Below are 26,154 nucleotides of genomic sequence, written 5' to 3'. Positions count from 1 at the left end.
TTTTTTTGTGCGTGCATTGCAGGTGGCTAGTTTGTTGCACTTGTTTTGATTCTCAATATCATTTAATAATAAATATCATTACCGAATGAGTGTGGATCATGAGTTCTGTCCTGCATGAGGATCCTTACCTGGAGAGCTGGCGCTGGATGAGTCGCCAGATTCGCTGCGGCCTCGACCCCAACGAACCGCGCCTGATCGAACATTACCTCAATGAGGGGCGATACCTGGCGTGCTGCACGGCGACCCATCCGTGGACGATCGCAGAAACTTCATTCCACCTGCTGCTCGATACCGCCAGCGACATCGCACTGCCCTGGCATTGGCGCTCTCTGTGCCTGGATCAAGCCTGGCGCCCCCTGCGCGACCTGGAAAAACTCTCCCACTGCGCATGCCGCCTCAAGCGCTGGCAGTCCTTTGCGTGGCGATTGGCGACCTGCGAGCTGCTGCCCTCGATTTCTGTTTCTGACCTGGTGCAAGGATCTTCCGATGAGTAACACCCGTATCGAACGCGACAGCATGGGCGAACTGCAAGTGCCGGCCGAGGCCTTGTATGGTGCGCAAACCCAGCGCGCGGTGAACAACTTCCCGATCAGTCATCAACGCATGCCGGCGCAATTCATCCGCGCCCTGATCCTGGCCAAGACCGCCGCCGCCAAGGTCAACGTCGACCTCAAGCAAATCAGCGAAGGCCAGGGCAAGGCCATCGTCGACGCCGCCCAAGGCTTGCTGGAAGGCGACTTCATGCGTCACTTCCCGGTGGATATCTTCCAGACGGGCTCCGGCACTAGCTCCAACATGAACGCCAATGAAGTGATTGCCACCCTCGCTACCCGGTTGCTTGGCGAATCGGTCAACCCCAACGACCACGTGAACTGCGGCCAAAGCAGCAACGACATCATTCCGACCACCATCCATGTCAGTGCCGCACTGGTCCTGCATGAGCAAACGCTGCCGGCCCTGCTGCATTTGGTGCAAGTCATTGAACAGAAAGCCGAGGAGGTTCACCCGTTCATCAAAACCGGCCGAACGCACCTGATGGACGCCATGCCTGTGCGCATGAGCCAGGTGCTCAACGGTTGGTCGCAGCAGCTCAAGGCCAATATCGGCCACTTGCAGGATCTATTGCCGAGCCTGCAAGCGCTGGCCCAGGGCGGTACGGCGGTTGGCACTGGGATCAACGCACACCCGGAATTCGCTGTGCGTTTCAGTCAGCAACTGAGCAGCCTGACCGGCGTGAAATTCACGCCCGGCAAGAACCTGTTCGCGCTGATTGGCTCCCAGGACACCGCCGTCGCGGTCTCCGGCCAGTTAAAAGCCATTGCCGTGTCGCTGATGAAAATCGCTAACGACCTGCGCTGGATGAACTCCGGTCCGCTCGCGGGCCTGGGTGAAATCGAACTGGAAGGCCTGCAGCCTGGCTCGTCAATCATGCCTGGCAAGGTCAATCCGGTGATCCCGGAAGCGACGGCGATGGTTGCCGCCCAGGTTATCGGTAATGACGCGGTGATCACCGTCGCAGGCCAGTCCGGCAACTTCGAGTTGAACGTGATGCTGCCGATCGTCGCGCAGAACCTGCTCAGCAGCCTCGAATTGCTGGCCAATGCCAGCCGTTTGCTGGCCGATAAAGCCATCGCCAGTTTCAAGGTCAACGAAGCCAAGCTCAAGGAAGCGCTGTCGCGCAACCCGATCCTGGTGACCGCGCTCAACCCGATCATCGGTTACCAAAAGGCCGCTGAAATTGCCAAGAAGGCCTATCAGCAAGGCCGTCCGGTGATTGACGTCGCCCTTGAACACACCGACTTACCGCGCAGCCAACTGGAAGTTCTGCTGGATCCGGAAAAACTCACGGCCGGCGGCGTGTAATCACCGACCCTGCTTTGGAGGCTCACCATGGAGCACTGGAAACGCACGATCGAACGGGCCAATCGCTGCTTTATGGCAGGCGAGTTGGTGGACGCTCGCGAGGCCTATTTGCAAGCCCTCGCCTTGGCCCAAGTGTTGTTCGAACGCTGGGCGGACGCCGACGAAGCAGTGGCGGCTTGCGTCATTTCCCATCACAACCTGGCGGACCTGCACCTGCGCCTGAATCAGCCGGAGGAAAGCGCGGAATACCTTTGCGCCATCCACCAGCGCCTGCTGCAGACCCTGCAGGATCCGCGGCTGAACCCGCAATTGCGGGAAGCGGCGCTGCGCCAGAGCAGCAAGACCTACGTCGAGCTCTTGAATTTCATCAGCGATCACGGCGAGTACCCTCGCACTCATCGCCTGTTGGGTGGCGCAGCGGCGCAACCCACCCCTCCTCAATACGGAGCACATTGATATGACTTATACCTTGCCTGCATTGCCTTACGCCTACGATGCCCTGGAACCGCATATCGATGCGCAAACCATGGAAATCCACTACACCAAGCACCATCAGACCTACATCAACAACCTCAACGCTGCCGTCGACGGCACCGAGTTCGCCGGCTGGCCGGTGGAGAAGCTGGTCTCCAGCGTGCAGCAACTGCCGGAAAAACTGCGCGCAGCCGTGATCAATCAGGGCGGCGGCCATGCCAACCACTCGCTGTTCTGGGCAGTGATGTCGCCCAAAGGTGGCGGTAAACCCGACGGCGCATTGGGAAAAGCCATCGAGGAGCAGTTGGGCGGTTTCGACAGCTTCAAGGAGGCTTTCACCAAGGCTGCGTTGACCCGTTTTGGCAGCGGCTGGGCCTGGCTGAGCGTCAATCCACAAAAGACCCTGGTGGTGGAAAGCAGCGGTAACCAAGACAGTCCGCTGATGAGCGGCAACACGCCGATCCTAGGTCTAGACGTCTGGGAACACGCCTACTATTTGCTGTACCAGAACCGCCGCCCGGAATACATCAATGCCTTCTACAGTGTTATCAACTGGCCAGAAGTCGCCGCACGCTATCAGGCCGCCGTGGCCTGACATTCACCTTCATAACAAGATCTAAGGCCGACTATGGGCACTGAAACACTGGCGATCAGCAGCGGGCGAATGTTTCGTTATGCGTTTGGCTCGCTGCTGCTATTGGCAGGTACTGCATTGCTGGTGGCCCACGGGCTGGCGTGGCTGAACCTGGAGCCGCGCATTCTGCGCGCCCTGCAGGGCGGATCCATCTGTGCGCTCGGGACGGCGCTCGGCGCGGTGCCGGTGCTGGTTATCCGGCGCATGCCGGTGGCATTGAGCGATACGCTGCTGGGCTTTGGGGCTGGGGTGATGTTGGCGGCGACCGCGTTTTCGCTGATCGTGCCGGGCATCGCTGCGGCTGAAGGCCTGGGGCTCTCGCCCTGGGGGGCCAGTGGATTGATCAGTTTTGGCATTATGTTGGGCGCCTTCGGGCTGTATCTGGTTGACCGCAAAGTCTCCGGCGCCAGCCCGGAAATGCTGGTGGGCACGCCGGACAAACCGGTGATCCCGCCGCGTATCTGGCTGTTTGTGTTTGCCATCATTGCCCACAATATCCCGGAAGGCATGGCTGTGGGTGTCTCGGCGGGCGGCGGCATGCCGGATGCTGACAGCCTGGCCATGGGCATCGCCTTGCAGGACGTGCCGGAAGGGCTGGTGATTGCGTTGGTGTTGGCCGGGGCGGGGATGTCGCGGGGCAAGGCGTTCTTGATCGGTGCGGCGTCAGGTCTGGTGGAGCCGGTGTTTGCGGTGCTTTGTGCCTGGTTGGTCAGCCTTGCCGAAGTAGTGTTGCCACTGGGTTTGGCGCTTGCCGCTGGCGCGATGCTGCTGGTGGTGACTCACGAGGTCATCCCCGAGTCGCGACGCAATGGTCATGAAAAGCTCGCCAGCCTTGGGTTGTGCATCGGATTTTGCTTGATGATGGTGATGGACACGGCTTTGGGATAATACCCGCTCCCTTGTAGGCGCCGGCTCGCCGGCGATCAGTCGCGAGTCGTGGATGCTATCGCCGGTCAGCCAGACTTCTACAGGAGGGTTATTCGCCTTCGTCGAAGTAGTTATTGATCAGTGCCACCAGTGCGGCCATCGCTTCGTCTTCCTGCTCGCCCTCTGTCTTCAAGTGAATCTTGGTGCCCTTGCCGGCAGCCAGCATCATCATGGCCATGATGCTTTTGCCATCGACCATGGATTCCGGCGTACGTCCGGCGCGGATCTGACAGGGAAACTGCCCGGCGACACCGACAAATTTGGCCGAGGCACGGGCGTGCAGGCCCAGTTTGTTGATGATTTCAATTTCCAGAGCGGGCATCGCGAAGGTGTTCCTTTCAGCTAAGGTCGCGGTGGCGGACCTGGACATTCTTGAGGGTTTGTTGCAACACCTGGCCCAGGCGCTCGGTCAGGTAGACGGAGCGGTGGTGCCCGCCGGTGCAGCCGATGGCAATGGTGACATAGGCGCGATTGCTGGCGGCAAAACGCGGCAGCCATTTGAGCAGGTAACTGGAAATGTCCTGGAACATTTCCTCCACATCCGGTTGCGCGGCCAGGTAATCGGCCACGGCCTGGTCCAGCCCGGATTGCTCACGCAGCTCCGGCTTCCAGTAGGGGTTGGGCAGGCAGCGCACGTCGAACACCAGGTCGGCGTCCACCGGCATGCCACGCTTGAACCCAAACGACTCGACCAGAAAGGCGGTGCCTGGCTCCGGCTGGTTCAGCAGGCGCAGCTTGATGGCGTCGCGCAACTGGTACAGGTTGAGGCTGGTGGTGTTGATCTTGAGGTCGGCGAGGTCAATGATCGGCCCCAGCAGCTTGGTTTCGTCTTCAATGGCTTCCGCCAGGGAACGGTGAGGGCTGCTGAGGGGGTGGCGCCGACGGGTTTCGGAGAAACGCTTGAGCAGAGTCTCTTCGTCGGCATCCAGGTAGAGCACATCGCAATGGATATGCTTGGCCCGCACTTCCTCGAGCAATTGCGGGAATCGCTCAAGGTGGCTGGGCAGGTTGCGTGCATCAATCGAAACGGCAACCAGAGGCTGAGCCAGTTCGGTGTGGATCAACGCGCGCTCCGCCAATTCCGGCAGCAGGCCGGCGGGCAGGTTGTCGATGCAATAGAAACCGCTGTCCTCAAGAACGTTGAGGGCGGTGCTTTTACCCGAGCCGGAGCGGCCGCTGACGATGATCAAGCGCATGATTACTGCCCGTTCTGTTCATCCAGGACAACCTGGTAAAGCGCCTCGTTGCTTTTGGCGCTGCGCAGTTTGTCGCGTACGTCCTTGCGGTCGAGCATGCTGGCGATCTGCCGAAGCAGTTCCAGGTGCGCATCGGTGGCAGCCTGCGGGACCAGCAGTACAAACAGCAGGTCGACCGGGGCACCGTCGATAGCGTCGAAATCGATGGGAGCGTCCAGGTGAAGCAGGGCGCTGACTGGGGTCTCGCAGCCTTTGAGGCGGCAGTGCGGAATGGCGATGCCGTTGCCAAAACCGGTGGAACCGAGTTTCTCACGGGCAATCAGAGCCTCGTAGACATCTTGCATTTCCAGTTCAGGCACTTCGCGGCTGATCAGGTTGGCAATTTGCTCAAGGGCTTTCTTCTTGCTGCCGCCCGGCGCGTTCACAAGGGAACGGCCGGGGGTCAGGATGGTTTCAAGTCGGATCATGGGGGGAGAGTTAACGACCTGTGCCCTGAAGCAGGCTCAGATTCTTTTCCTTATGCTTTTTAAGTTGGCGGTCAAGCTTGTCTGTGAGCAAGTCGATTGATGCATACATGTCTTCATGCTCGGCATTGGCGACTACTTCGCCACCGGGTATCTGGAGAGTCGCTTCAATTTTCTGCTGAAGCTTGTCGACCTTCATGATGACTTGCACATTGGTGATCTTGTCGAAATGACCCTCAAGCCGTTTCAGCTTCTGCTCGACGTATTCGCGCAATGGAGGGGTGACTTCTACATGGTGTCCACTGATGTTGACTTGCATACAGCTTCTCCTTCGTTGCCAGTGCATAAAGCGGCAGGTAGGACTACCTGCCACTGGAACGCTGTGGCCCGCCCGTCACATCAAACGCTTACGCTCGCTGGAAGGCGCGATCCCAAGGGATTCGCGGTACTTGGCGACGGTTCGACGGGCGACCTGAATGCCTTGTGCCTCCAGTAAACCAGCGATCTTACTGTCACTCAATGGCTTTTTCTGATTTTCCGCAGCAACCAGTTTTTTGATGATCGCGCGAATCGCCGTGGACGAGCATTCACCGCCTTCGGAGGTGCTGACATGGCTGGAGAAAAAGTATTTCAGTTCATAAATACCCCGTGGGGTATGCATGAATTTCTGGGTGGTCACCCGGGAAATCGTCGATTCATGCATGCCAACCGCTTCGGCGATGTCATGCAGTACCAGCGGTTTCATCGCCTCGTCGCCGTATTCCAGGAATCCGCGCTGGTGCTCGACGATCTGAGTGGCCACTTTCATCAGGGTTTCGTTGCGGCTTTGCAGGCTCTTGATGAACCAGCGCGCTTCCTGCAACTGGTTGCGCATGAAGGTGTTGTCGGCGCTGGTATCGGCGCGACGTACGAAACCGGCGTATTGCGGGTTGACGCGCAGGCGCGGCACCGACTCCTGGTTCAGCTCCACCAGCCAGCGCTCGTTGTCCTTGCGCACGATGACGTCGGGGACTACGTATTCGGCTTCGCTCGACTCGATTTGCGAGCCTGGGCGCGGGTTGAGGCTCTGTACCAGCTCGATGACCTGGCGCAGGTCGTCTTCCTTGAGCTTCATGCGGCGCATCAACTGGCTGTAGTCGCGGCTGCCGAGCAAGTCGATGTAGTCGGTGACCAGGCGCTGGGCCTCGGCGAGCCAGGCGGTCTTGGCCGGCAGTTGGCGCAATTGCAGCAACAGGCATTCGCTGAGGCTGCGTGCGCCGATGCCGGCGGGCTCGAACTGCTGGATGCGGTGCAGGACGGCTTCAATCTCGTCCAGCTCGATATCCAGTTCCGGGTCGAAGGCTTCAAGAATTTCTTCAAGCGTCTCGTCCAGATAACCCTGGTTGTTGATGCAGTCGATCAGGGTCACGGCGATCAAGCGATCGGTGTCCGACATCGGCGCCAGGTTCAGTTGCCAGAGCAGATGGCTCTGCAGGCTCTCGCCAACGGAGGTGCGGGTGGTGAAGTCCCACTCGTCATCGTCATTGCTGGGCAGGCTGCTGGCGCTGGTCTGGTAGACGTCTTCCCAGGCCGTGTCGACGGGAAGCTCGTTGGGGATGCGTTCGTTCCAATCGCCTTCCTCAAGGTTATCCACCGTAGGGGCGGTTTCCTGATAGGAGGGTTCCTGCACGTCGGAATTGGGTTTTTGCTCGATGTTATCGGCCAGCGGGTCTGCATTATCGAAGTCGTCGCCTTCTTCCTGGCGTTCGAGCATCGGGTTGGACTCCAAGGCCTCCTGGATTTCCTGTTGCAGGTCCAGGGTCGACAATTGGAGCAGGCGGATGGCCTGTTGCAGCTGCGGTGTCATCGTCAGCTGCTGGCCCATTCTCAGGACTAGCGATGGTTTCATGGCAGGGGCTTAACACCTTATTCGCCGGCGCAATGCGCCATCCACGACAGGGCGCGTGAGCGCCAAACATAAGCAAATTATATGCCTGATGTCGGGGGCTTTGCCTAGAGCGCGGTAACAATAAAAATCCGGAGGTTTTCATTGACTCCCGCGCACCTCGGCAAACGGCCGTGACACCACGATGTTTACAGGCGGAACTCGTGACCCAGGTACACTTCCTTGACCAGATCGTTGGCCAGGATGGTGGCCGAGTCACCTTCGGCGATCAGTTGGCCATCGTTGACGATATACGCGGTTTCGCAGATATCGAGGGTCTCACGGACGTTGTGGTCAGTGATCAGCACGCCAATGCCCTTGGCCTTGAGGTGATGGATGATCTGCTTGATGTCGCCGACCGAGATCGGGTCGACGCCGGCAAACGGTTCGTCCAGCAGAATGAACTTGGGGGCAGTGGCCAGGGCGCGGGCGATTTCCACACGACGACGCTCACCACCGGACAGGCTCATGCCGAGGTTGTCGCGAATGTGGTTGATGTGGAATTCCTGCAGCAGGCTTTCCAGTTCCTTGCGGCGGCCGTCACGGTCGAGTTCCTTGCGGGTCTCGAGGATCGCCATGATGTTATCGGCGACCGACAGTTTGCGGAAGATCGACGCTTCCTGCGGGAGATAGCCGATACCGGCGCGTGCACGGCCGTGCATCGGCTGGTGGCTCACGTCCAGGTCGTCGATCAGCACGCGACCCTGGTCCGCCTGGACCAGGCCGACGATCATGTAGAAGCAGGTGGTCTTGCCGGCACCGTTGGGGCCGAGCAAGCCGACGATCTGGCCGCTGTCGATCGACAGGCTGACGTCGCGCACGACCTGACGGCTTTTATAGGCCTTGGCCAGATGCTGGGCTTTCAGGGTTGCCATTACTCGGCCTTCTTCTTCGGCTGGATAACCATGTCGATGCGTGGGCGTGGTGCAGTGACCTTGCTGCCATTGGCACGACCGGCGTTAGCGATCTGTTTCACGGTGTCGTAGGTGATTTTCTCGCCTTCCGTGGAGTTGCCATCGGGGCTGAGCACCTTGGCCTGATCGATCAGCACGATGCGGTTCTGCTGGGCGTGGTACTGGATGGTCTTGCCGTAGCCTTTCATCGGGCCGGTGTCGGTAGGCGACTGCTTCTGTTCGAAGTAAGCCAGGTTGCCCACGGAAGTCACCACGTCGATGTCGCCGGCAGCGGTGCGAGTCAGGGTCACCGTATTACCGGTGATCTTCATCGAACCCTGGGTAATGATCACGCCACCGGTGTAGGTGGCGACACCTTGCTTGTCATCCAGCTGCGCATCGTCAGCCGAGATGTGGATCGGCTGCTGGCTATCGTTCGGCAGAGCCCAGGCGCTCACGCTTCCCAGTGCTGCGCCCAGACCGAGCAAAATAGGGAGAGTTTTAACGAGCCTCATACTGTCCTCTTACGTTCGATAGCAGGTGTATCCTGCTTTCTTTCAAATACGCTTTCATTCCCTTGCCAGTCGATACACCGCCAGCGCCGTCGATTCTAACGTCTTGCTCGGTCTGCGCATATTGCTTCTGCGGGAATACGGTCATGCGACTGCTGGTAATCACGGTATCGCGGTTCTGCGCGTCAGTGCGGGCGACGCGTACCGAGTCGATCAATTCAACTTCGGTACCGTCCGGGTTGACCTCGCCACGCTTGCTGGTGACGTGCCAGGGGAATTCGGTGCCGCGGTACAGATTCAGGTCGGGGTTGGTCAGCAGGGTGACTTCGGATGCCTTCAAGTGTTCGACTTTGTCCGATGCCATTTCGTACTGCACTTTGCCGTCAGGTAGGAACTGTACGCTGTAGGCATTGGTGGCGTAATAGTCGATAGCGCCTTGGTCAGCCTGCGCAACAGGCTGGTCGAGAAAGCGCTCCGGGCTGATATTCCAGTAGCCCACCGCCAGGAGCAGCGCGGCGATGACCCCGAATAACAGGAAGTTGCGAATCTTTTTGCTCAGCATAAAACGCTCTATAAGTAGGCGGCGTGGGCCGCTTCAAGGCTGCCCTGGGCACGCAGGATCAGCTCGCAGAACTCGCGGGCGGCACCTTCGCCGCCACGGGCGGTGGTGATGCCGTGGGCATGCTCGCGAACAAATGCCGCCGCATTGGCGACCGCCATGCCCAAGCCCACCCGGCGGATCACCGGCAGGTCTGGCAGGTCATCGCCCAAGTAGGCGACCTGCTCATAGCTTAGGTTGAGTTGGCCAAGAAGCTCGTCCAGAACCACCAGTTTATCCTCGCGGCCCTGATACAGGTGAGGAATCCCCAGATTTTGTGCGCGGCGTTCCACAACCGGAGTTTTCCGGCCACTGATAATTGCCGTTTGCACGCCTGACGCCATCAGCATCTTGATGCCCTGGCCGTCGAGGGTGTTGAACGTCTTGAATTCACTGCCGTCTTCGAGGAAGTACAGGCGGCCATCGGTCAGCACGCCATCAACGTCGAAAATCGCCAACTTGATGTTTTTACCGCGTTGCAACAGGTCGCTGGTCATTTACATCACTCCCGCACGCAGCAAGTCGTGCATGTTCAGGGCGCCGATCGGGTGGTCATTGGCATCGACCACCACCAGCGCACCGATCTTGTGGTCTTCCATGATCTTCAAGGCTTCGGCGGCCAGCATTTCAGGGCGGGCGGTCTTGCCATGGGGGGTCATCACCGCATCGATGGTGGCGGTATGGATATCAATGGTGCGGTCCAGGGTGCGGCGCAGGTCGCCGTCGGTGAAGACCCCGGCCAGGCGGCCGTTGTCTTCCAGGATCACGGTCATGCCCAGGCCTTTGCGGGTCATTTCCATCAGCGCGTCCTTCAACAAGGTGCCGCGCTGGACGTGGGGCAGTTCATCACCGGAATGCATGACGTTTTCCACTTTCAACAGCAGGCGGCGGCCCAGGGCGCCACCGGGATGGGAAAAAGCGAAGTCTTCAGCGGTAAACCCACGGGCTTCCAGCAGCGCCACAGCCAGGGCGTCACCCATGACCAGCGCCGCGGTGGTGGAGGAGGTGGGCGCGAGGTTCAGCGGGCAGGCCTCGTGGGCCACGTGAACATTCAGGTTTACGTCGGCGGCCTTGGCCAGGGTCGATTCCGGGTTGCCGGTGAGGCTGATCATCTGTATGCCCAGGCGCTTGATCAGTGGCAGCAGGGTCACGATTTCGTTGGTGGTGCCGGAGTTGGACAGCGCCAGGATGATGTCATCCTTGGTGATCATGCCCATATCGCCGTGGCTGGCCTCGGCCGGGTGCACGAAAAACGCAGTGGTCCCGGTGCTGGCCAGGGTGGCGGCGATCTTGTTGCCGACGTGACCCGACTTGCCCATGCCGACCACGACAACCCGGCCCTTGCTGGCCAGAATCATCTCGCACGCGCGTACGAAATCTGCGTCGATATGCGCCAGCAAGCCTTCTACGGCTTCAAGCTCGAGGCGAATGGTGCGTTGTGCGGATTGAATAAGGTCGCTGGATTGGCTCATGTCTGAAATCGTATAGCCTGACGAAAAGTCGGCGATTATAGCGGTAATGATCAATTCCCTCACGCTAGTTCGTCAGGGTTTGTTCGCAATGCGCTTGAGATTCATCCCAAGCAACGATTTTTCCCTGTCCCCAATCTGAACAAGCGCTGTTCCGGCCTTGGGCGCCCTGTACCAGCAGTGATATAGTTCGCCGCCAGTTCGGTCCGCCCAGCCCACGTGGCCAACTATTGCACAACGGTTGCAAACGTTTGTCGCAAGCGTGGTGTCTGAGTGAGAGGCTGCATCCCAAGGAGTTTAGATGAGTGCCGATAACGCCTACGCGGTCGAGCTGAAGGGACTGACCTTCAAGCGCGGGACGCGCAGCATCTTCAATAACGTCGATATCCGCATTCCGCGCGGCAAGGTCACGGGCATCATGGGGCCTTCCGGTTGCGGCAAGACCACCCTGTTGCGCCTGATGGGCATGCAATTGCGGCCCAGTGCCGGCGAAGTGTGGGTCAATGGCCAGAACCTGCCGACGCTGTCGCGCAGTGATCTGTTCGATGCGCGCAAGCATATGGGTGTGCTGTTCCAGAGCGGTGCGCTGTTCACCGACCTCGATGTTTTCGAGAACGTGGCCTTTCCGCTGCGGGTGCATACCCAGCTGTCCGATGAAATGATTCGTGACATTGTGTTGCTGAAACTGCAGGCCGTAGGCCTTCGCGGTGCCATCGACCTGATGCCTGACGAGCTGTCCGGCGGCATGAAGCGCCGTGTGGCCCTGGCGCGTGCCATTGCCCTCGACCCGCAGATCCTCATGTATGACGAGCCTTTTGTCGGTCAGGACCCCATCGCCATGGGCGTGCTGGTGCGTTTGATCCGCTTGCTCAACGATGCGTTGGGCATCACCAGCATTGTGGTCTCCCACGATCTGGCAGAAACCGCGAGCATTGCCGATTACCTCTATGTCGTCGGCGATGGCCAGGTGCTGGGGCAGGGCACGCCCGAAGAACTGATGAACGCCGACAACCCGCGCATTCGCCAATTCATGACCGGCGATCCTGATGGCCCGGTGCCTTTTCACTTTCCGGCAGCGGATTACCGCTCAGATCTTCTGGGGAAGCGCTGATGCGCAAGACATCTCTCATCGAGAAGGTTCGCCTTTTCGGTCGTTCGGGTATCGACATTGTCGAAGTGCTCGGTCGTTCGACGATTTTCCTGTTCCACGCCCTGCTCGGTCGCGGCGGCATTGGCGGCGGCTTCGGCCTGCTGATCAAGCAGCTGCATTCGGTAGGCGTGATGTCCCTGGTGATCATCGTGGTCTCTGGGGTATTCATCGGCATGGTGCTGGCGTTGCAGGGCTTCAATATTCTTTCCAGCTACGGTTCGGAGCAGGCGGTGGGGCAGATGGTCGCCCTGACGCTGTTGCGTGAACTGGGGCCGGTGGTGACTGCCTTGTTGTTCGCCGGGCGTGCGGGTTCCGCGCTGACCGCCGAAATCGGCAACATGAAGTCCACCGAACAGCTGTCCAGCCTGGAAATGATCGGCGTGGATCCGCTCAAGTACATTGTTGCCCCGCGCCTGTGGGCCGGCTTCATTTCCCTGCCACTGCTGGCGATGATCTTCAGCGTGGTCGGTATCTGGGGCGGTTCGTGGGTGGCGGTGGACTGGCTGGGCGTCTACGACGGCTCCTACTGGGCCAACATGCAAAACAGCGTGACCTTCAGCGGTGACGTGCTCAACGGCATCATAAAGAGCATTGTCTTCGCCTTTGTCGTCACCTGGATCGCCGTATTCCAAGGCTACGACTGTGAGCCCACTTCAGAAGGGATCAGTCGCGCCACCACCAAGACCGTTGTGTACGCCTCGCTGGCGGTACTGGGCCTTGACTTCATTTTGACCGCCTTGATGTTTGGAGATTTCTGATGCAAAACCGCACTGTGGAAATCGGTGTCGGCCTTTTCTTGCTGGCTGGCATCCTGGCTTTACTCTTGTTGGCCCTGCGAGTCAGTGGCCTGTCGGCCAGCCCCACCGCCGATACATATAAACTTTACGCGTACTTCGATAATCTCGCCGGTTTGACTGTCAGAGCTAAAGTGACCATGGCCGGTGTGACCATCGGCAAGGTCACGGCAATCGATCTGGACCGCGACAGCTTCACCGGGCGAGTGACCCTGCAACTGGACAAGAAGGTAGATAATCTGCCGACCGACTCCACTGCATCTATCCTCACTGCGGGTCTGCTGGGCGAAAAATACATCGGTATCAGCGTGGGTGGGGAAACAGCCCTGCTCAAGGATGGCTCGACAATCCACGACACACAGTCGTCGCTGGTGCTTGAAGACCTGATCGGTAAATTCCTGCTTAATACGGTCAATAAAGACGCCAAATGAGGAATCTGTTCATGATCTCTACCTTGCGACGTGGCCTGCTGGTGTTGTTGGCAGCGCTGCCGCTGATGGCTAACGCTGCAGGTTCTGCGCACGAGCTGGTGCAGGACACGACCAGCAAGATGCTGGCTGACCTGACTGCCAATAAAGAGCAGTACAAGCAAGACCCGAGTAAGTTCTACGACGCGCTCAACACCATTGTCGGCCCGGTGGTCGATGCCGAAGGCATTTCCCGCAGCATCATGACGGTCAAGTATTCGCGCAAGGCAACTCCCGCGCAGATGCAGACTTTCCAGGAAAACTTCAAGAAAGGCCTGTTCCAGTTCTACGGCAACGCTTTGCTTGAGTACAACAACCAGGGGATTACCGTCGCTCCAGCCGGTGACGAGTCCGGTGATCGCACCAGCGTCAACATGAGCGTCAAGGGCAATAACGGCGCCGTCTACCCGGTGCAGTACACCCTGGAAAAGATCAACGGCGAGTGGAAGCTGCGTAATGTGATCATCAACGGGATCAACATCGGCAAGCTGTTCCGTGACCAGTTCGCCGACGCCATGCAACGCAATGGCAATGACCTGGACAAGACCATCAATGGTTGGGCCGGCGAAGTCGCCAAGGCCAAGGAAGAAACCGACAAACAAGCTTCCGGGAAGCCTGCGCAATGACTGAAGCGGCTGTTCGTCTAGGCGATGCCGGCGAGCTGTTCATCAGCGGCGTGCTGGATTACCTCACCGGGCCTGACCTGCGCAAGCAGGGCCAGGCACTGATCAAGACCAGTTCCGCGCCCGCGTTGGTGCTGGATTGTTCGGCGGTGACCAAGTCCAGCAGCGTCGGTTTATCGTTGTTGCTGTGCTTCATGCGTGATGCCCAAGCGGCGAAAAAGCCCGTCAGCATCCGCGCAATGCCCGAAGACATGCGTGAAATTGCCGAAGTTTCCGGTCTGACCGAACTGCTGGCCCATCCTTAATACACATTATTAAAGAGGCCCCCCGTCAGAGTCCTGCTATGCGGGGTTCGCAGGCGCGGGGCTTTTTTGTATGATGTGCGACCCGCGCGCACTGGGCGCCGATAGAGGTTGAGCATGCAGGCCCTAGAAGTTAAGAGCTTTCTTGAAGGAAAGCTGCCGGAAACGACCGTAGAAGTTGAAGGCGAAGGCTGCAACTTCCAGCTGAACGTGATTAGCGATGAACTGGCGGCACTCAGCCCGGTCAAGCGTCAGCAGCAGATCTATGCCCATTTGAACCCGTGGATCACCGATGGCAGCATCCATGCGGTCACTATGAAATTTTTCAGCCGCGCGGCCTGGGCCGAGCGCACCTGAGCCCCCAAGGCGTCGAGATTCTTATGGATAAATTGATTATTACCGGCGGTGCCCGCCTTGATGGCGAAATTCGCATCTCCGGTGCAAAAAACTCCGCCTTGCCGATCCTGGCAGCGACCCTGCTGTGCGATGGCCCGGTTACCGTGGCCAACCTGCCGCACCTGCACGACATCACCACCATGATCGAGTTGTTCGGTCGTATGGGGATCGAGCCGGTGATCGACGAGAAACTGGCCGTCGAAATCGATCCGCGCACCATCAAGACCTTGATCGCCCCGTACGAATTGGTGAAAACCATGCGTGCGTCGATCCTGGTGCTGGGCCCGATGGTTGCCCGTTTTGGTGAGGCCGAAGTCGCCCTGCCTGGCGGTTGCGCCATCGGTTCGCGTCCGGTGGACCTGCACATCCGTGGCCTCGAAGCCATGGGTGCAGTCATCGACGTCGAAGGCGGCTACATCAAGGCCAAGGCGCCGGAAGGCGGCCTGCGTGGCGCGAACTTCTTCTTTGATACCGTCAGCGTGACCGGTACCGAGAACATCATGATGGCTGCTGCCCTGGCCAAAGGCCGCAGCGTGCTGCAGAACGCCGCGCGCGAGCCGGAAGTGGTCGATCTGGCCAACTTCCTGAACGCAATGGGTGCCAAGGTTTCCGGTGCCGGCACCGACACCATCACCATCGATGGTGTAGAGCGCCTGCACACTGCAACCTACAAGGTCATGCCCGACCGTATCGAGACCGGCACCTACCTGGTTGCTGCTGCCGTGACCGGTGGCCGCGTCAAGGTCAAGGACACCGATCCGACCATCCTGGAAGCGGTCCTGGAAAAACTGCGCGAAGCCGGTGCCGAAATCACCACCGGTGAAGACTGGATCGAGCTGAACATGCACGGCAAGCGTCCTAAAGCCGTCAACGTGCGTACCGCGCCGTACCCGGCGTTTCCGACCGACATGCAGGCGCAGTTCATCTCCTTGAACGCCATTGCCGAAGGCACCGGCGCCGTGATCGAGACCATCTTCGAAAACCGCTTCATGCACGTGTATGAACTGCACCGCATGGGCGCGAAGATCCAGGTCGAAGGCAATACCGCCATCGTGACGGGCACCGAGAAACTCAAGGGTGCGCCAGTGATGGCTACCGACCTGCGGGCTTCGGCCAGCCTGGTGATCTCGGCACTGATCGCCGAAGGCGACACGTTGATCGACCGCATCTACCACATAGATCGTGGCTACGAGTGCATCGAAGAGAAACTGCAGATGCTCGGCGCGAAAATCCGCCGCGTACCGGGCTAGTCCCTGCTGCACTGTAGGAGCAAGCTTGCTCGCGAAAGACCTCAACGATAACGTGTTTATCCAGAATCAACGCGGTGTCCATGAGTTCTTCGCGAGCAAGCTCGCTGCTACAAACACTGATTTGTTTCAAATCGAGGCTGTAATGGCCTCGATCTGTGTCCGGCGCCGTTTGCGATCGGACAGCAATAGCCTGATGAAGGACTGACGTTTCCCATGTTGACCATCGCACTGTCAAAGGGCCGCATCCTTGACGACACGTTGCCGCTTCTGGCTGAAGCGGGCATCGTGCCGACCGAGAATCCGGACAAGAGCCGCAAGCTGATCATCCCCACGACCCAGGACGACGTTCGCCTGTTGATCGTGCGGGCCACCGACGTGCCGACCTACGTTGAGCATGGCGCGGCTGACCTCGGTGTCGCCGGTAAGGACGTGCTGATGGAATACGGCGGCCAGGGCCTGTACGAGCCATTGGACCTGCGTATCGCCCTGTGCAAGCTGATGACCGCCGGCCGCGTCGGCGACGTCGAGCCTAAGGGCCGTTTGCGCGTGGCGACCAAGTTCGTCAACGTTGCCAAGCGCTACTACGCCGAACAAGGCCGTCAGGTCGATATCATCAAGCTCTACGGTTCGATGGAGCTGGCACCGTTGATCGGCCTGGCCGACAAGATCATCGACGTGGTCGACACCGGCAACACCCTGCGTGCCAACGGTCTTGAGCCGCAAGAATTCATTGCCGACATCAGCTCCCGCCTGATCGTCAACAAAGCATCGATGAAGATGCAGCACGCCCGTATCCAGGCGTTGATCGACACCCTGCGCAAGGCAGTGGAGTCGCGACACCGCGGTTGACTTACCCGCGTAGCCGGAAGGCTGCGCCCGTCTATCCGCCTCATAGCCAGAATTCTCAGGTGCCCAAGCGGAAACGACTGCTAATTTAGGGCGCCTGAGTTTTTGCCAATTCTATTGAGGCCCTCGCTATGACCACGTCCACTGCAATTGCCCGACTCAACGCTGCCGACCCGGATTTCGCCCATCATCTGGATCATCTGCTGAGCTGGGAAAGCGTGTCCGACGATTCGGTCAACGGGCGAGTACTCGACATCATCAAGGCCGTGCGCGAGCGCGGTGATGCGGCGTTGGTGGACTTTACCCGCCAGTTCGATGGCCTGGACGTCGCGTCGATGTCCGACCTGATCCTGCCGCGCGAACGCCTGGAGCTGGCCCTGACGCGCATCACTGCACCTCAGCGCGAAGCTCTGGAAGTCGCGGCGGCGCGGGTGCGCAGCTACCACGAAAAGCAGAAGCAGGATTCCTGGAGCTACACCGAGGCCGACGGCACCGTGCTGGGCCAGAAGGTCACGCCGCTGGACCGTGCCGGCCTGTACGTGCCGGGTGGCAAGGCGTCTTACCCGTCGTCGGTGCTGATGAACGCGATCCCGGCCAAAGTGGCAGGCGTGACCGAAGTGGTCATGGTGGTGCCGACCCCGCGCGGTGAGATCAACGAGCTGGTGCTGGCGGCCGCCTGCATCGCCGGCGTCGACCGTGTGTTCACCATCGGCGGCGCCCAAGCCGTCGCGGCCCTGGCGTATGGCACCGAAAGCGTGCCGAAGGTCGACAAGGTGGTGGGGCCCGGCAACATCTACGTCGCCACCGCCAAGCGTCATGTGTTTGGGCAGGTCGGTATCGACATGATCGCCGGCCCTTCGGAAATTCTCGTGGTGTGCGATGGCCAGACCGATCCGGACTGGATCGCCATGGACCTGTTTTCCCAGGCCGAACACGACGAAGACGCCCAGGCGATTCTGGTCAGCCCGGACGCCGAGTTCCTCGACAAGGTTGCGGCCAGCATCAATAAGTTGCTGCCGACCATGGACCGCGCCGAAATCATCGAGAAGTCGATCAATGGTCGGGGCGCGTTGATCCTGGTGCGCGACATGCAGCAGGCCATCGAAGTGGCCAACCGCATCGCGCCAGAGCACTTGGAACTGTCCGTTGCCGATCCACAAGCCTGGCTGCCGTCGATTCGCCACGCCGGCGCGATCTTCATGGGCCGTCACACCAGTGAAGCCCTGGGCGACTACTGCGCAGGCCCGAACCACGTGCTGCCGACGTCCGGCACCGCGCGTTTCTCGTCGCCGCTGGGGGTGTATGACTTCCAGAAGCGTTCATCGATCATCTTCTGTTCGCCGCAGGGCGCCTCCGAGCTGGGCAAGACTGCCTCGGTGCTGGCCCGTGGTGAATCCCTGAGCGCCCACGCCCGTAGCGCCGAATACCGCATCCTTGATGAGAAGGGGAACTGAGACATGAGTAAATTCTGGAGCCCATTCGTCAAGGACCTGGTGCCTTACGTGCCCGGCGAACAACCCAAGCTGACCAAGCTGGTCAAGCTCAACACCAATGAAAACCCCTACGGCCCATCGCCCAAGGCGTTGGCAGCGATGCAGGCGGAGTTGAACGATAACCTGCGCCTGTACCCGGACCCGAACAGCGACCTGCTCAAGCAGGCGGTCGCCAAATATTACGGGATCGACGCCGGCAAAGTGTTCCTCGGCAACGGTTCCGACGAAGTCCTGGCGCACATCTTTCACGGGCTGTTCCAGCACGACCTGCCGCTGCTGTTCCCGGATATCAGCTACAGCTTCTACCCGGTGTACTGCGGCCTTTATGGCATCCAGTCGGATCCGGTGCCGCTGGATGAACAGTTCCAGATTCGTGTGGCGGATTACGCCAAGCCCAACGGTGGGATCATCTTCCCCAACCCGAACGCGCCGACTGGCACAGTACTGGCGCTGGACGCGGTGGAGCAGATCCTCAAGGCCAGCCCGGATTCGGTGGTGGTGGTCGACGAAGCCTATATCGACTTCGGTGGTGAAACCGCTATCAGCCTGGTGGACCGTTACCCGAACCTGCTGGTGACCCAGACCCTGTCCAAATCGCGCTCACTGGCCGGTTTGCGTGTAGGCCTGGCCGTGGGCCATCCGGACCTGATCGAGGCGCTGGAGCGGGTCAAGAACAGCTTCAACTCCTATCCGCTGGATCGCCTGGCGATTGTCGGCGCGGCGGCGGCGTTCGAGGACCGTGAGTACTTCGAGCAGACCTGCCAATGGGTCATCGATAGCCGTAACACGCTCGTCGCTCAATTGGAGGAGAAGGGTTTTGAGGTGTTGCCGTCGGCGGCCAACTTCATCTTTGCTCGCCATCCTGAGTATGACGCTGCTGGCCTGGCGGCCAAGTTGCGTGAGCAAGGGGTGATCGTGCGGCACTTCAAGCAGGAGCGGATTGCCCAGTTCCTGCGGATCAGCATCGGTACGCCTGAGCAGAACCAGGCGCTGATTGATGGCCTTGGCGAGCTCTAGCAGCCGCTGAAACACAGGTGGGAGCGGGCTTGCTCGCGAAAGCGGAGTATCAGTCGAAAGGTATGCGACTGATACACTGCCTTCGCGAGCAAGCCCGCTCCCACATTCGGTTTTGCGGTGTTAATTAAAGCAGCGGCTCATCCGGCTTCTTGTTCTTCCAGCCATCATTGCCCGGCAGCAGCAGGTTCAAACCAATCGCTACCACCGCACACAGGGCGATGCCCTTGAGGCCGAAATCATCCGGGCCGGTGCCGGTACCCACCAGCACACCGCCAATCCCGAACACCAACGTCACCGAGACGATCACCAGGTTGCGCGCTTCGCCCAGGTCGATCCTGTGGCGGATCAGCGTGTTCATGCCCACGGCGGCGATAGAGCCGAACAGCAGACACAGAATCCCGCCCATCACTGGCACCGGGATACTTTGCAGCAGCGCGCCGAACTTACCGATAAACGCCAGGCTGATGGCGAACACCGCCGCCCAGGTCATGATTTTCGGGTTGTAGTTCTTGGTCAGCATCACCGCGCCAGTCACCTCGGCGTAGGTGGTGTTGGGCGGGCCGCCAAACAGGCCGGCTGCCGTGGTGGCAATGCCGTCGCCCAGCAGGGTGCGGTGCAGGCCGGGCTTCTTCAAGTAGTCGCGACCGGTCACGCTACCCACCGCAATCACTCCGCCGATATGCTCGATCGCCGGGGCCAGGGCCACCGGCACGATGAACAGAATCGCCTGCCAGTTGAATTCCGGCGCGGTGAAGTGGGGCAGGGCGAACCATGGCGCGGCGGCGATCTTCGCTGTGTCGACCACGCCAAAGTAGAACGACATGGCAAACCCCACCAGCACGCCGGAGATGATCGGCACCAGGCGGAAAATGCCTTTGCCGAACACCGCCACGATCAGCGTGGTCAGCAGCGCCGGCATCGAGATCATCATCGCCGTCTGGTAATGGATCAGCTCGGCGCCATCGCCTGACTTGCCCATCGCCATATTGGCGGCGATCGGCGCCATGGCCAGGCCAATGGAAATAATCACCGGCCCGATAACCACCGGCGGTAACAGCCGATCGATGAACCCGGTGCCTTTGATCTTCACCGCCAGACCGAGGAAGGTATACACGAACCCGGCCGCCATCACCCCGCCCATGGTCGCCGCGAGGCCGAACTGGCCCTTGGCGAGAATGATCGGGGTGATAAAGGCAAAGCTCGACGCCAGGAAAACCGGCACCTGCCGCCCTGTCACCAGCTGGAACAACAGCGTGCCCAGGCCTGCGGTGAACAGGGCAACGTTTGGATCAAGACCTGTGATCAGCGGCATCAACACCAGCGCGCCAAATGCTACGAAGAGCATCTGTGCGCCAGACAGGATCTGGCGCCAAAGCGGGTCGTTGAATTCATCCTGCATGCTCACGCGTCCTTCTGCTTGGTGCCGAAGATCTTGTCACCGGCATCGCCCAGGCCTGGGATGATGTAGCCGTGTTCGTTCAGGCGCTCATCGATGGACGCGGTGTAGATCTGCACGTCCGGATGGGCCTTCTCGACGGCCGCGATGCCTTCGGGGGCAGCGACGAGGACCATGGCGCGGATGTCCCGGCAACCGGCCTTTTTCAGCAGGTCGATGGTGGCAACCATGGAGCTGCCGGTGGCCAGCATCGGGTCGATGATCATCGCCAGGCGTTCGTTGATTTCCGGAACGAGTTTTTCCAGGTAGGTGTGGGCTTCCAGCGTCTCTTCGTTGCGGGCTACGCCCACAGCGCTGACCTTGGCGCCCGGGATCAGGCTGAGTACGCCTTCGAGCATGCCGATACCGGCGCGCAGGATCGGGACCACAGTGATTTTCTTACCAGCGATTTTCTCCACCTGGACGGGACCGGCCCAACCGGGGATCTCGTAGGTTTCCAGGGGCAAATCCTTGGTGGCTTCGTAAGTGAGCAACGCTCCGACTTCCTGAGCAAGCTCACGGAAGTTCTTCGTGCTAATGTCGGCGCGGCGCATAAGGCCGAGCTTGTGTCGGATCAGCGGGTGGCGGATCTCGCGAGTGGGCATGGGAAAGGCTCCGGCGGCGGGCAAAAAAACCGGCCTAGATTAATCTATCCGAGGGTGTTGTCCTATAGACATCTAGTACGTTAGTCCATTAAGGCTTGCTCGGAGCGCACGAGAAGCGTACCTTCGCCCGCTTTTCTTGCCACAGCACCCCCTTGGAGAGCGCCATGTCCGCTGATCTCGAGCATATCCGTCAAATCATGCGCGAGGCTGACTGCCTGTACACCGAAGCGCAAGTCGAAGAGGCGATCGCCAAGGTTGGCGCGCACATCACCCGCGAAATGGCCGACACCAACCCGGTGGTCTTCTGCGTGATGAACGGTGGCCTGATCTTCGCCGGAAAATTGCTGACTCATCTGCAATTCCCGCTGGAAGCGTCCTACCTGCACGCCACCCGCTATCGCAACGAAACCAGCGGCGGCGATCTGTTCTGGAAAGCCAAGCCGGAAGTCTCGTTCATCGATCGCGACGTGCTGATCATCGACGACATCCTTGATGAAGGTCACACCCTGGGCGCGATCATCGACTTCTGCAAACACGCCGGCGCGCGCAAAGTGCACACCGCTGTGCTGATCGACAAAGACCATGATCGCAAGGCCCGCCCAGATCTGAAGGCCGATTACGTCGGCCTGCCGTGCATCGACCGCTACATCTTCGGTTACGGCATGGATTACAAAGGCTACTGGCGCAATGCCAATGGCATTTACGCCGTCAAAGGGATGTAAGCCATGGCCCGTTTTCTTGATCAGACGCTGTTTGCCGAACTGGCCGAGAAAGCGGGCGCCAGCCCTCGTGGCCGGCACCATCATAATTTCCATCAAATGGAAGAGCCGTGTCACCGTCTCGCTGTGGGGTTGCAGCCTGACACTTATGTGCCGCCTCATCGGCACCTGAGCGCGGACAAGGCGGAAACCTTGCTCGTGCTGCAGGGCCGCCTGGGTGTGCTGGTGTTCAGCGAAACCGGCGAAGTGCTCGCCAGACGCGTGATGCAGGCGGGTGGCGAATGCGCTGGCGTTGATCTTCCTCCCGGCGTGTTCCACGGTTTGGTGGTGCTGGAGCCCAACACGGTGATGTTCGAGTGCAAGGCCGGCCCGTATCGTCCGGTGGGCGAAGGCGAGCTGGCCGATTGGGCGCCCCGCGAAGGCGATGCCGGCGTGGCCGAGTATCAACGCTGGATGCTTGCCCAGTTCGATTGAGCTACAGTGCTGGGCCCATCTTGCCGGAGCGGCCCATGAGCCTGTTGATACGCACCTGCGCCGTCCTGGCGCTGACCCTCAGCCTGCCGCTGGCCGCGGCGCCTGCACCGATGCACAGCCAGTTCCTGCCCTCGGACGACCTGACCCTGCGCGCGGAAACCCCGGACCAGCAGCAACTGCTGCAAGTTAATGAGTACGCTGTGGTGGTGGGTAATCAACGCCAATCCAGCCAGCAACCGATTCCGGTGACCTCGCCGCTGATGATCCGCCTCAAGGGCAAATCCCTGAACAAAGGCGCGACCATCAGCCAGGTGGTGCTCAACTTCGATGCCGAAAGCAAAAGCCTGAAAAAGCCGGTGTACGACGATAAGAGCAAGACCCTCACCTTGTCCTACCCGGTGGCTCAGTACAGAGTGATCGTCGACTTGCTGCGCAATGACACGGTGTATGTACAGTTTCTCAGTTATGCCAATGGGCATATCTGGGCCGACTTACACACCGGTGCTGTTCGCGCACGGTAGTGAGAACCCAGCATTACCACATGTGGGAGCGGGCTTGCTCGTGAAAGCGGAGTATCAGTTAAAGGTAAGTTGACTGACCCACCGCATTCGCGGGCAAGCCCGCTCCCACATTGGTTCTGCGTCGCTTCCGAAGCTGGCGTGCCGCAGGTAAACTGCTTTTCCCGTGTAATGTCTGCAGGCTGGAGTCGGTAATGCGTAAAGATAAGAAACAGGTGATTGGCGACGAGATCGGCGACGATCAGATCAAGTTGTTCCTGGACTTCGAGCCGGTCGATGCGACTTCACCGTCCCTGCACAAACTGATCAAGGCCTACCGTGGCCTGCGTATCGACGACTTCGAACGGTTCCTGGGCTTTTTCAAGGAAGCTGGCCTGGACCTCGACGGCAAGGATGAGCATGGGCAGACCTTCGTGGACCTGATCAAGGACCAGCGTAATGCCGCCGAGTATATCGAGCTGATCGATAACGCCCGCGGCTGATTATTCGAGGCACACAAAAACGCCCCGTTCTCATCACGAGAGCGGGGCGTTTTTTATGGCGTCACGACTTCAAGCGTAGCTTTCAGTCTCGGCGGCAGGTGCAACCAGTTCCAGGCTGATGTTGTTCTGCGTGTTGATCTTGCGATACAGCTCCGCGTCCGTTTCCAGAACCTTTTCCCGCGCCGGGAAAATTTCCTGCAACTTGGCGGCCCATTCACCTGCGGCTTTGCTTGGGAAGCACTTCTCGATCAGCTCCAGCATGATCGAAACGGTCACCGAAGCACCCGGAGACGCGCCCAGCAGGGCGGCCAGCGAGCCGTCTTTGGCCGCGACCAGTTCGGTACCGAATTGCAGCACGCCGCCTTTCTTCGGGTCTTTCTTGATGATCTGCACCCGTTGACCGGCCACTTCCAGGCGCCAGTCCTCGGCTTTCGCCTCCGGATAGAAGCGACGCAGGGACTCCAGGCGCTGCTCCATGGATTGGCGCACTTCGCTGACCAGGTACTTGGTCAGGTCCATGTTGTCGCGGGCCACAGCCAGCATCGGGCCGATGTTGCCGGCGCGAATCGACATCGGCAGGTCGAGGAACGAGCCGTGCTTGAGGAACTTGGTGGTGAAGCCGGCGTATGGCCCGAACAGCAGGGATTTCTTGCCATCCACCACACGGGTGTCCAGGTGCGGCACGGACATCGGCGGCGAACCTACGGCAGCCTGGCTGTAGACCTTGGCCTGGTGGTGCTTGACCACTTCCGGGTTGTCGCAACGCAGCCATTGGCCGCTGACCGGGAAGCCGCCAAAGCCTTTGCTTTCTTCGATGCCCGAGGCTTGCAGCAGCGGCAGGGCTGCGCCACCGGCGCCGAGGAACACGAACTTGGCGTCCACGTCACGGCTGTTGCCGCTGTTCACATCCTTGATGCTCACGGTCCAGCCTGTGCCGTTGCGCTTGAGGCCGGTCACACGCTTGCTGTACTTGACCTGGGCGTCTGGCGAACTGGTCAGGTGGCTGAGCAGTTGGTTGGTCAGTGCGCCGAAGTTGACGTCGGTACCGTTCATGACGCGGGTGGCTGCGATTTTTTCGTCGAGCGAGCGGCCCGGCATCATCAGCGGCATCCACTCGGCCATTTCGCTACGGTCTTCGGTGTAGTGCATGTCCGAAAACGCGTGGTGCTGGCTGAGAGTTTCAAAGCGCTTCTTGAGGAAGTCCACGCCTTTTTCGCCCTGCACGAAGCTCAGGTGCGGCACCGGGCTGATGAAGGACTTGGACGAGCCAAAGGTGCCCTTTTTGGTCAGGTACGCCCAGAACTGCTTCGACACCTCGAACTGGGTGTTGATGTGCACGGCTTTCTTGATGTCGATGGAGCCATCGGCGGCCTGGGGCGTGTAGTTCAGCTCACACAGCCCGGCGTGGCCGGTCCCGGCGTTGTTCCACGGGTTGGAACTTTCCGCGGCACCCGAATCCATCAGCTCAACGACTTCCAGCTTGAGGCCGGGGTCGAGCTCTTTGAGCAGTACGGCCAGGGTGGCACTCATGATGCCGGCCCCTACCAGTACTACGTCGACTGCTTCGTTATGCGCCATTTAACGCGTCTCCAAAATCTGCAGCACCAAATTGACGGCATGGCTGCCAGGAGTGACGGGGCGATTCACGTGTTGCCCCAGATTACCCATGGCCAGGATCGCCATGTCCGATTCGCAATTCTTTGCATATTCAGCGCGCGCTTCCTGCCGGGCTAATCTGCCTATGAACGCATTCATGGGCGCCTGTGGCAATTCGACTTATGGTCAAAGCGTGCGATTCATGCAATCAATCCGTAGCGGACAGGCTCAAGCTCCGGTTTTTAAAACGTGCTCGGTCCTGTGTGGTTGGGCTGTTCCAGACGCTGATGGTGCTTGTACAAACGCCAAACTATTCATTTGCTCGCCACACTCTTGTGAAGTTGTGAAAACCCGTTTTTTCACGCTCTTTTGAAGACGTGAACCTCAAAAAAGGGCTGCCCCAGCCTGGCACCTGGCCCCTAGCCGACACGCGGCAAAACGGGCAAACAACTCAAGTGGCCGAGCGCAATGGCAGCTCTGGCAGATTCGGTAAAGGCGGAGGGTTTGCAGGGAAAACAGCAAGCACGCCAGCTTCACTCGATCTGTGTGGGCGGCTCTCTGTGGGCGATTTGGGGGTTAGTGCCGTGGCAATAACGATGCTGCGAGGCCCGATCAGGAGACGTCCTTATAATCGGGGGGAGATTGTAGCGAAGAACGCCAGGGAAATGGGCGTGTTTTATGACTTTTATTAGGCGTTCGGTCAGGCGGCCAACGGCTGGTGCCGGGGCGACCGCGCAGGACGCGGGCTGACGCGTGCGCGGGCCGGTAGCGGGTGGTGCATCCAGCTCAGGCGGATTTCATCGATTTCCACCCATCCGTCCCCTACCGGCGGCTGGCTGCATTCTTTGAAGGCCTGGCAACGACCTTGCGCATCGAGCAGGGCGAACTGACGAAGGGCGGGCTTGCGCGTAAACAATGACCAGAGAAAATGCATGGTGTCTGACCTCCTGAGATTGGGGCCTAGCATGTCGGTCGGGCATGACGAGCTTGTGTATCGGCCATGACATATCAGTGACACCGAACCGCGACAGGC

33 protein-coding genes are annotated in these 26,154 nt (G+C 59.7%); 19 read left to right on the top strand and 14 right to left on the bottom strand.

The genetic code is table 11. The features are described 5' to 3' along the window. Nucleotides 1-98: 98 nt before the first annotated feature. The 5 genes from AB4O08_RS08150 to AB4O08_RS08130 are packed head-to-tail and all read left to right on the top strand — an operon-like array spanning nt 99 to nt 3,859. Nucleotides 99-494 (top strand): hypothetical protein, encoded by a 396-nt coding sequence (locus AB4O08_RS08150; protein WP_021491886.1) that lies wholly within the window; start codon nt 99-101, stop codon nt 492-494. Next, nucleotides 487-1,863 (top strand): class II fumarate hydratase, encoded by a 1,377-nt coding sequence (locus AB4O08_RS08145; protein WP_021491885.1) that lies wholly within the window; start codon nt 487-489, stop codon nt 1,861-1,863. Before AB4O08_RS08150 ends, AB4O08_RS08145 begins: the two co-directional genes overlap by 8 nt. 27 nt (nt 1,864-1,890) lie before the next feature. After that, the gene (locus tag AB4O08_RS08140) at nt 1,891-2,319 is read left to right on the top strand and encodes a hypothetical protein (RefSeq protein WP_021491884.1); all 429 of its coding nucleotides are present in this window, start codon (nt 1,891-1,893) and stop codon (nt 2,317-2,319) included. 1 nt (nt 2,320) lies between these two features. Continuing rightward, nucleotides 2,321-2,932 carry a superoxide dismutase gene (locus AB4O08_RS08135; RefSeq protein WP_010213122.1) on the top strand — a complete coding sequence of 204 codons (612 nt, stop codon included), beginning with the start codon at nt 2,321-2,323 and terminating at the stop codon, nt 2,930-2,932. Nucleotides 2,933-2,965: 33 nt separating this feature from the next. After that, nucleotides 2,966-3,859 carry a ZIP family metal transporter gene (locus AB4O08_RS08130; protein ID WP_010213121.1) on the top strand — a complete coding sequence of 298 codons (894 nt, stop codon included), beginning with the start codon at nt 2,966-2,968 and terminating at the stop codon, nt 3,857-3,859. Nucleotides 3,860-3,947: 88 nt separating this feature from the next. Here the strand turns inward: AB4O08_RS08130 and AB4O08_RS08125 are convergent, their stop codons facing one another. The 10 genes from AB4O08_RS08125 to AB4O08_RS08080 form a co-directional block, all read right to left on the bottom strand. Beyond that, nucleotides 3,948-4,220 carry an HPr family phosphocarrier protein gene (locus AB4O08_RS08125; RefSeq protein WP_010213120.1) on the bottom strand — a complete coding sequence of 91 codons (273 nt, stop codon included), beginning with the start codon at nt 4,218-4,220 and terminating at the stop codon, nt 3,948-3,950. A gap of 16 nt (nt 4,221-4,236) precedes the next feature. Then, nucleotides 4,237-5,094, bottom strand: a complete 858-nt coding sequence (gene rapZ / locus AB4O08_RS08120; RefSeq protein WP_010213119.1) for an RNase adapter RapZ — start codon at nt 5,092-5,094, stop codon at nt 4,237-4,239. A 2-nt stretch (nt 5,095-5,096) separates the two neighbouring features. Beyond that, nucleotides 5,097-5,561, bottom strand: a complete 465-nt coding sequence (gene ptsN, locus AB4O08_RS08115; protein WP_010213118.1) for a PTS IIA-like nitrogen regulatory protein PtsN — start codon at nt 5,559-5,561, stop codon at nt 5,097-5,099. A 10-nt stretch (nt 5,562-5,571) separates the two neighbouring features. Further along, a complete protein-coding gene (gene hpf / locus AB4O08_RS08110) occupies nt 5,572-5,877 on the bottom strand; it encodes a ribosome hibernation-promoting factor, HPF/YfiA family (RefSeq protein WP_010213116.1) in 306 nt (101 codons plus the stop codon). Between the two features lie 75 nt (nt 5,878-5,952). Continuing rightward, the gene (locus AB4O08_RS08105) at nt 5,953-7,446 is read right to left on the bottom strand and encodes an RNA polymerase factor sigma-54 (protein ID WP_045791312.1); all 1,494 of its coding nucleotides are present in this window, start codon (nt 7,444-7,446) and stop codon (nt 5,953-5,955) included. A 185-nt stretch (nt 7,447-7,631) separates the two neighbouring features. Then, a complete protein-coding gene (gene lptB, locus AB4O08_RS08100) occupies nt 7,632-8,357 on the bottom strand; it encodes an LPS export ABC transporter ATP-binding protein (protein ID WP_010213114.1) in 726 nt (241 codons plus the stop codon). After that, nucleotides 8,357-8,890: a lipopolysaccharide transport periplasmic protein LptA gene (gene lptA / locus AB4O08_RS08095; RefSeq protein ID WP_021491882.1), complete on the bottom strand. Its 534-nt coding sequence runs from the start codon at nt 8,888-8,890 to the stop codon at nt 8,357-8,359. The genes lptB and lptA overlap by 1 nt, the downstream gene beginning before the upstream one ends. Continuing rightward, complete coding sequence (gene lptC / locus AB4O08_RS08090) at nt 8,877-9,449, bottom strand: LPS export ABC transporter periplasmic protein LptC (protein ID WP_460114793.1); 573 nt, start codon at nt 9,447-9,449, stop codon at nt 8,877-8,879. The genes lptA and lptC overlap by 14 nt, the downstream gene beginning before the upstream one ends. A gap of 8 nt (nt 9,450-9,457) precedes the next feature. Next, nucleotides 9,458-9,982, bottom strand: coding sequence for a KdsC family phosphatase (locus tag AB4O08_RS08085; RefSeq protein WP_010213109.1), 525 nt, complete (start codon nt 9,980-9,982; stop codon nt 9,458-9,460). After that, on the bottom strand, nt 9,983-10,957 hold the full coding sequence (locus AB4O08_RS08080; RefSeq protein WP_010213108.1) for a KpsF/GutQ family sugar-phosphate isomerase: 975 nt from the start codon (nt 10,955-10,957) through the stop codon (nt 9,983-9,985). 298 nt (nt 10,958-11,255) lie between these two features. Here AB4O08_RS08080 and AB4O08_RS08075 point away from each other — a divergent pair, with 298 nt between their 5' ends. The 10 genes from AB4O08_RS08075 (at nt 11,256) to hisC (ending at nt 19,292) form a co-directional block, all read left to right on the top strand. Then, nucleotides 11,256-12,065: an ATP-binding cassette domain-containing protein gene (locus AB4O08_RS08075; protein WP_003171811.1), complete on the top strand. Its 810-nt coding sequence runs from the start codon at nt 11,256-11,258 to the stop codon at nt 12,063-12,065. Beyond that, nucleotides 12,065-12,862 (top strand): lipid asymmetry maintenance ABC transporter permease subunit MlaE, encoded by a 798-nt coding sequence (gene mlaE / locus AB4O08_RS08070; protein ID WP_010213107.1) that lies wholly within the window; start codon nt 12,065-12,067, stop codon nt 12,860-12,862. The genes AB4O08_RS08075 and mlaE overlap by 1 nt, the downstream gene beginning before the upstream one ends. After that, nucleotides 12,862-13,329, top strand: a complete 468-nt coding sequence (mlaD, locus tag AB4O08_RS08065) for an outer membrane lipid asymmetry maintenance protein MlaD (protein WP_010213106.1) — start codon at nt 12,862-12,864, stop codon at nt 13,327-13,329. Before mlaE ends, mlaD begins: the two co-directional genes overlap by 1 nt. Nucleotides 13,330-13,340: 11 nt before the next feature. Next, complete coding sequence (locus tag AB4O08_RS08060) at nt 13,341-13,991, top strand: MlaC/ttg2D family ABC transporter substrate-binding protein (protein ID WP_010213105.1); 651 nt, start codon at nt 13,341-13,343, stop codon at nt 13,989-13,991. Then, the gene (locus AB4O08_RS08055; protein ID WP_010213104.1) at nt 13,988-14,293 is read left to right on the top strand and encodes an STAS domain-containing protein; all 306 of its coding nucleotides are present in this window, start codon (nt 13,988-13,990) and stop codon (nt 14,291-14,293) included. The genes AB4O08_RS08060 and AB4O08_RS08055 overlap by 4 nt, the downstream gene beginning before the upstream one ends. Nucleotides 14,294-14,407: 114 nt before the next feature. After that, entirely contained in the window at nt 14,408-14,647 is a 240-nt protein-coding gene (locus AB4O08_RS08050) for a BolA family protein (protein WP_003188597.1), read from the top strand. A gap of 23 nt (nt 14,648-14,670) precedes the next feature. Then, on the top strand, nt 14,671-15,936 hold the full coding sequence (murA, locus tag AB4O08_RS08045) for a UDP-N-acetylglucosamine 1-carboxyvinyltransferase (protein ID WP_010213103.1): 1,266 nt from the start codon (nt 14,671-14,673) through the stop codon (nt 15,934-15,936). A 213-nt stretch (nt 15,937-16,149) separates the two neighbouring features. Further along, nucleotides 16,150-16,785 carry an ATP phosphoribosyltransferase gene (hisG, locus tag AB4O08_RS08040; RefSeq protein ID WP_010213102.1) on the top strand — a complete coding sequence of 212 codons (636 nt, stop codon included), beginning with the start codon at nt 16,150-16,152 and terminating at the stop codon, nt 16,783-16,785. A gap of 128 nt (nt 16,786-16,913) precedes the next feature. Beyond that, nucleotides 16,914-18,236, top strand: coding sequence for a histidinol dehydrogenase (gene hisD / locus AB4O08_RS08035; RefSeq protein ID WP_460114792.1), 1,323 nt, complete (start codon nt 16,914-16,916; stop codon nt 18,234-18,236). Nucleotides 18,237-18,239: 3 nt separating this feature from the next. Then, nucleotides 18,240-19,292 (top strand): histidinol-phosphate transaminase, encoded by a 1,053-nt coding sequence (gene hisC / locus AB4O08_RS08030; protein ID WP_044286647.1) that lies wholly within the window; start codon nt 18,240-18,242, stop codon nt 19,290-19,292. Between the two features lie 124 nt (nt 19,293-19,416). Here the strand turns inward: hisC and AB4O08_RS08025 are convergent, their stop codons facing one another. Beyond that, nucleotides 19,417-20,691: a uracil-xanthine permease family protein gene (locus AB4O08_RS08025; RefSeq protein ID WP_010213095.1), complete on the bottom strand. Its 1,275-nt coding sequence runs from the start codon at nt 20,689-20,691 to the stop codon at nt 19,417-19,419. Between the two features lie 2 nt (nt 20,692-20,693). Beyond that, nucleotides 20,694-21,332 carry a uracil phosphoribosyltransferase gene (upp, locus tag AB4O08_RS08020; protein ID WP_010213094.1) on the bottom strand — a complete coding sequence of 213 codons (639 nt, stop codon included), beginning with the start codon at nt 21,330-21,332 and terminating at the stop codon, nt 20,694-20,696. Between the two features lie 164 nt (nt 21,333-21,496). Here upp and AB4O08_RS08015 point away from each other — a divergent pair, with 164 nt between their 5' ends. From AB4O08_RS08015 to AB4O08_RS08000, 4 genes are all read left to right on the top strand, one after another. Then, nucleotides 21,497-22,054 (top strand): hypoxanthine-guanine phosphoribosyltransferase, encoded by a 558-nt coding sequence (locus AB4O08_RS08015; RefSeq protein ID WP_010213093.1) that lies wholly within the window; start codon nt 21,497-21,499, stop codon nt 22,052-22,054. A 3-nt stretch (nt 22,055-22,057) separates the two neighbouring features. Then, a complete protein-coding gene (locus AB4O08_RS08010; protein WP_021491878.1) occupies nt 22,058-22,525 on the top strand; it encodes a WbuC family cupin fold metalloprotein in 468 nt (155 codons plus the stop codon). 35 nt (nt 22,526-22,560) lie between these two features. Next, complete coding sequence (locus AB4O08_RS08005) at nt 22,561-23,046, top strand: hypothetical protein (RefSeq protein ID WP_010213090.1); 486 nt, start codon at nt 22,561-22,563, stop codon at nt 23,044-23,046. 191 nt (nt 23,047-23,237) lie between these two features. Further along, nucleotides 23,238-23,525 (top strand): PA4642 family protein, encoded by a 288-nt coding sequence (locus AB4O08_RS08000; protein ID WP_003188614.1) that lies wholly within the window; start codon nt 23,238-23,240, stop codon nt 23,523-23,525. Between the two features lie 69 nt (nt 23,526-23,594). Here AB4O08_RS08000 and mqo read toward each other — a convergent pair whose 3' ends face one another. Further along, a complete protein-coding gene (gene mqo / locus AB4O08_RS07995) occupies nt 23,595-25,103 on the bottom strand; it encodes a malate dehydrogenase (quinone) (RefSeq protein ID WP_021491877.1) in 1,509 nt (502 codons plus the stop codon). A gap of 718 nt (nt 25,104-25,821) precedes the next feature. Continuing rightward, a complete protein-coding gene (locus AB4O08_RS07990) occupies nt 25,822-26,055 on the bottom strand; it encodes a hypothetical protein (protein WP_010213085.1) in 234 nt (77 codons plus the stop codon). Nucleotides 26,056-26,154 lie beyond the last annotated feature (99 nt).

Source organism: Pseudomonas sp. H3_E07 (assembly GCF_054668895.1).
Note: the sequence above shows the minus strand (reverse complement) of the source record. Positions and strands in the feature narration are given on the sequence as shown.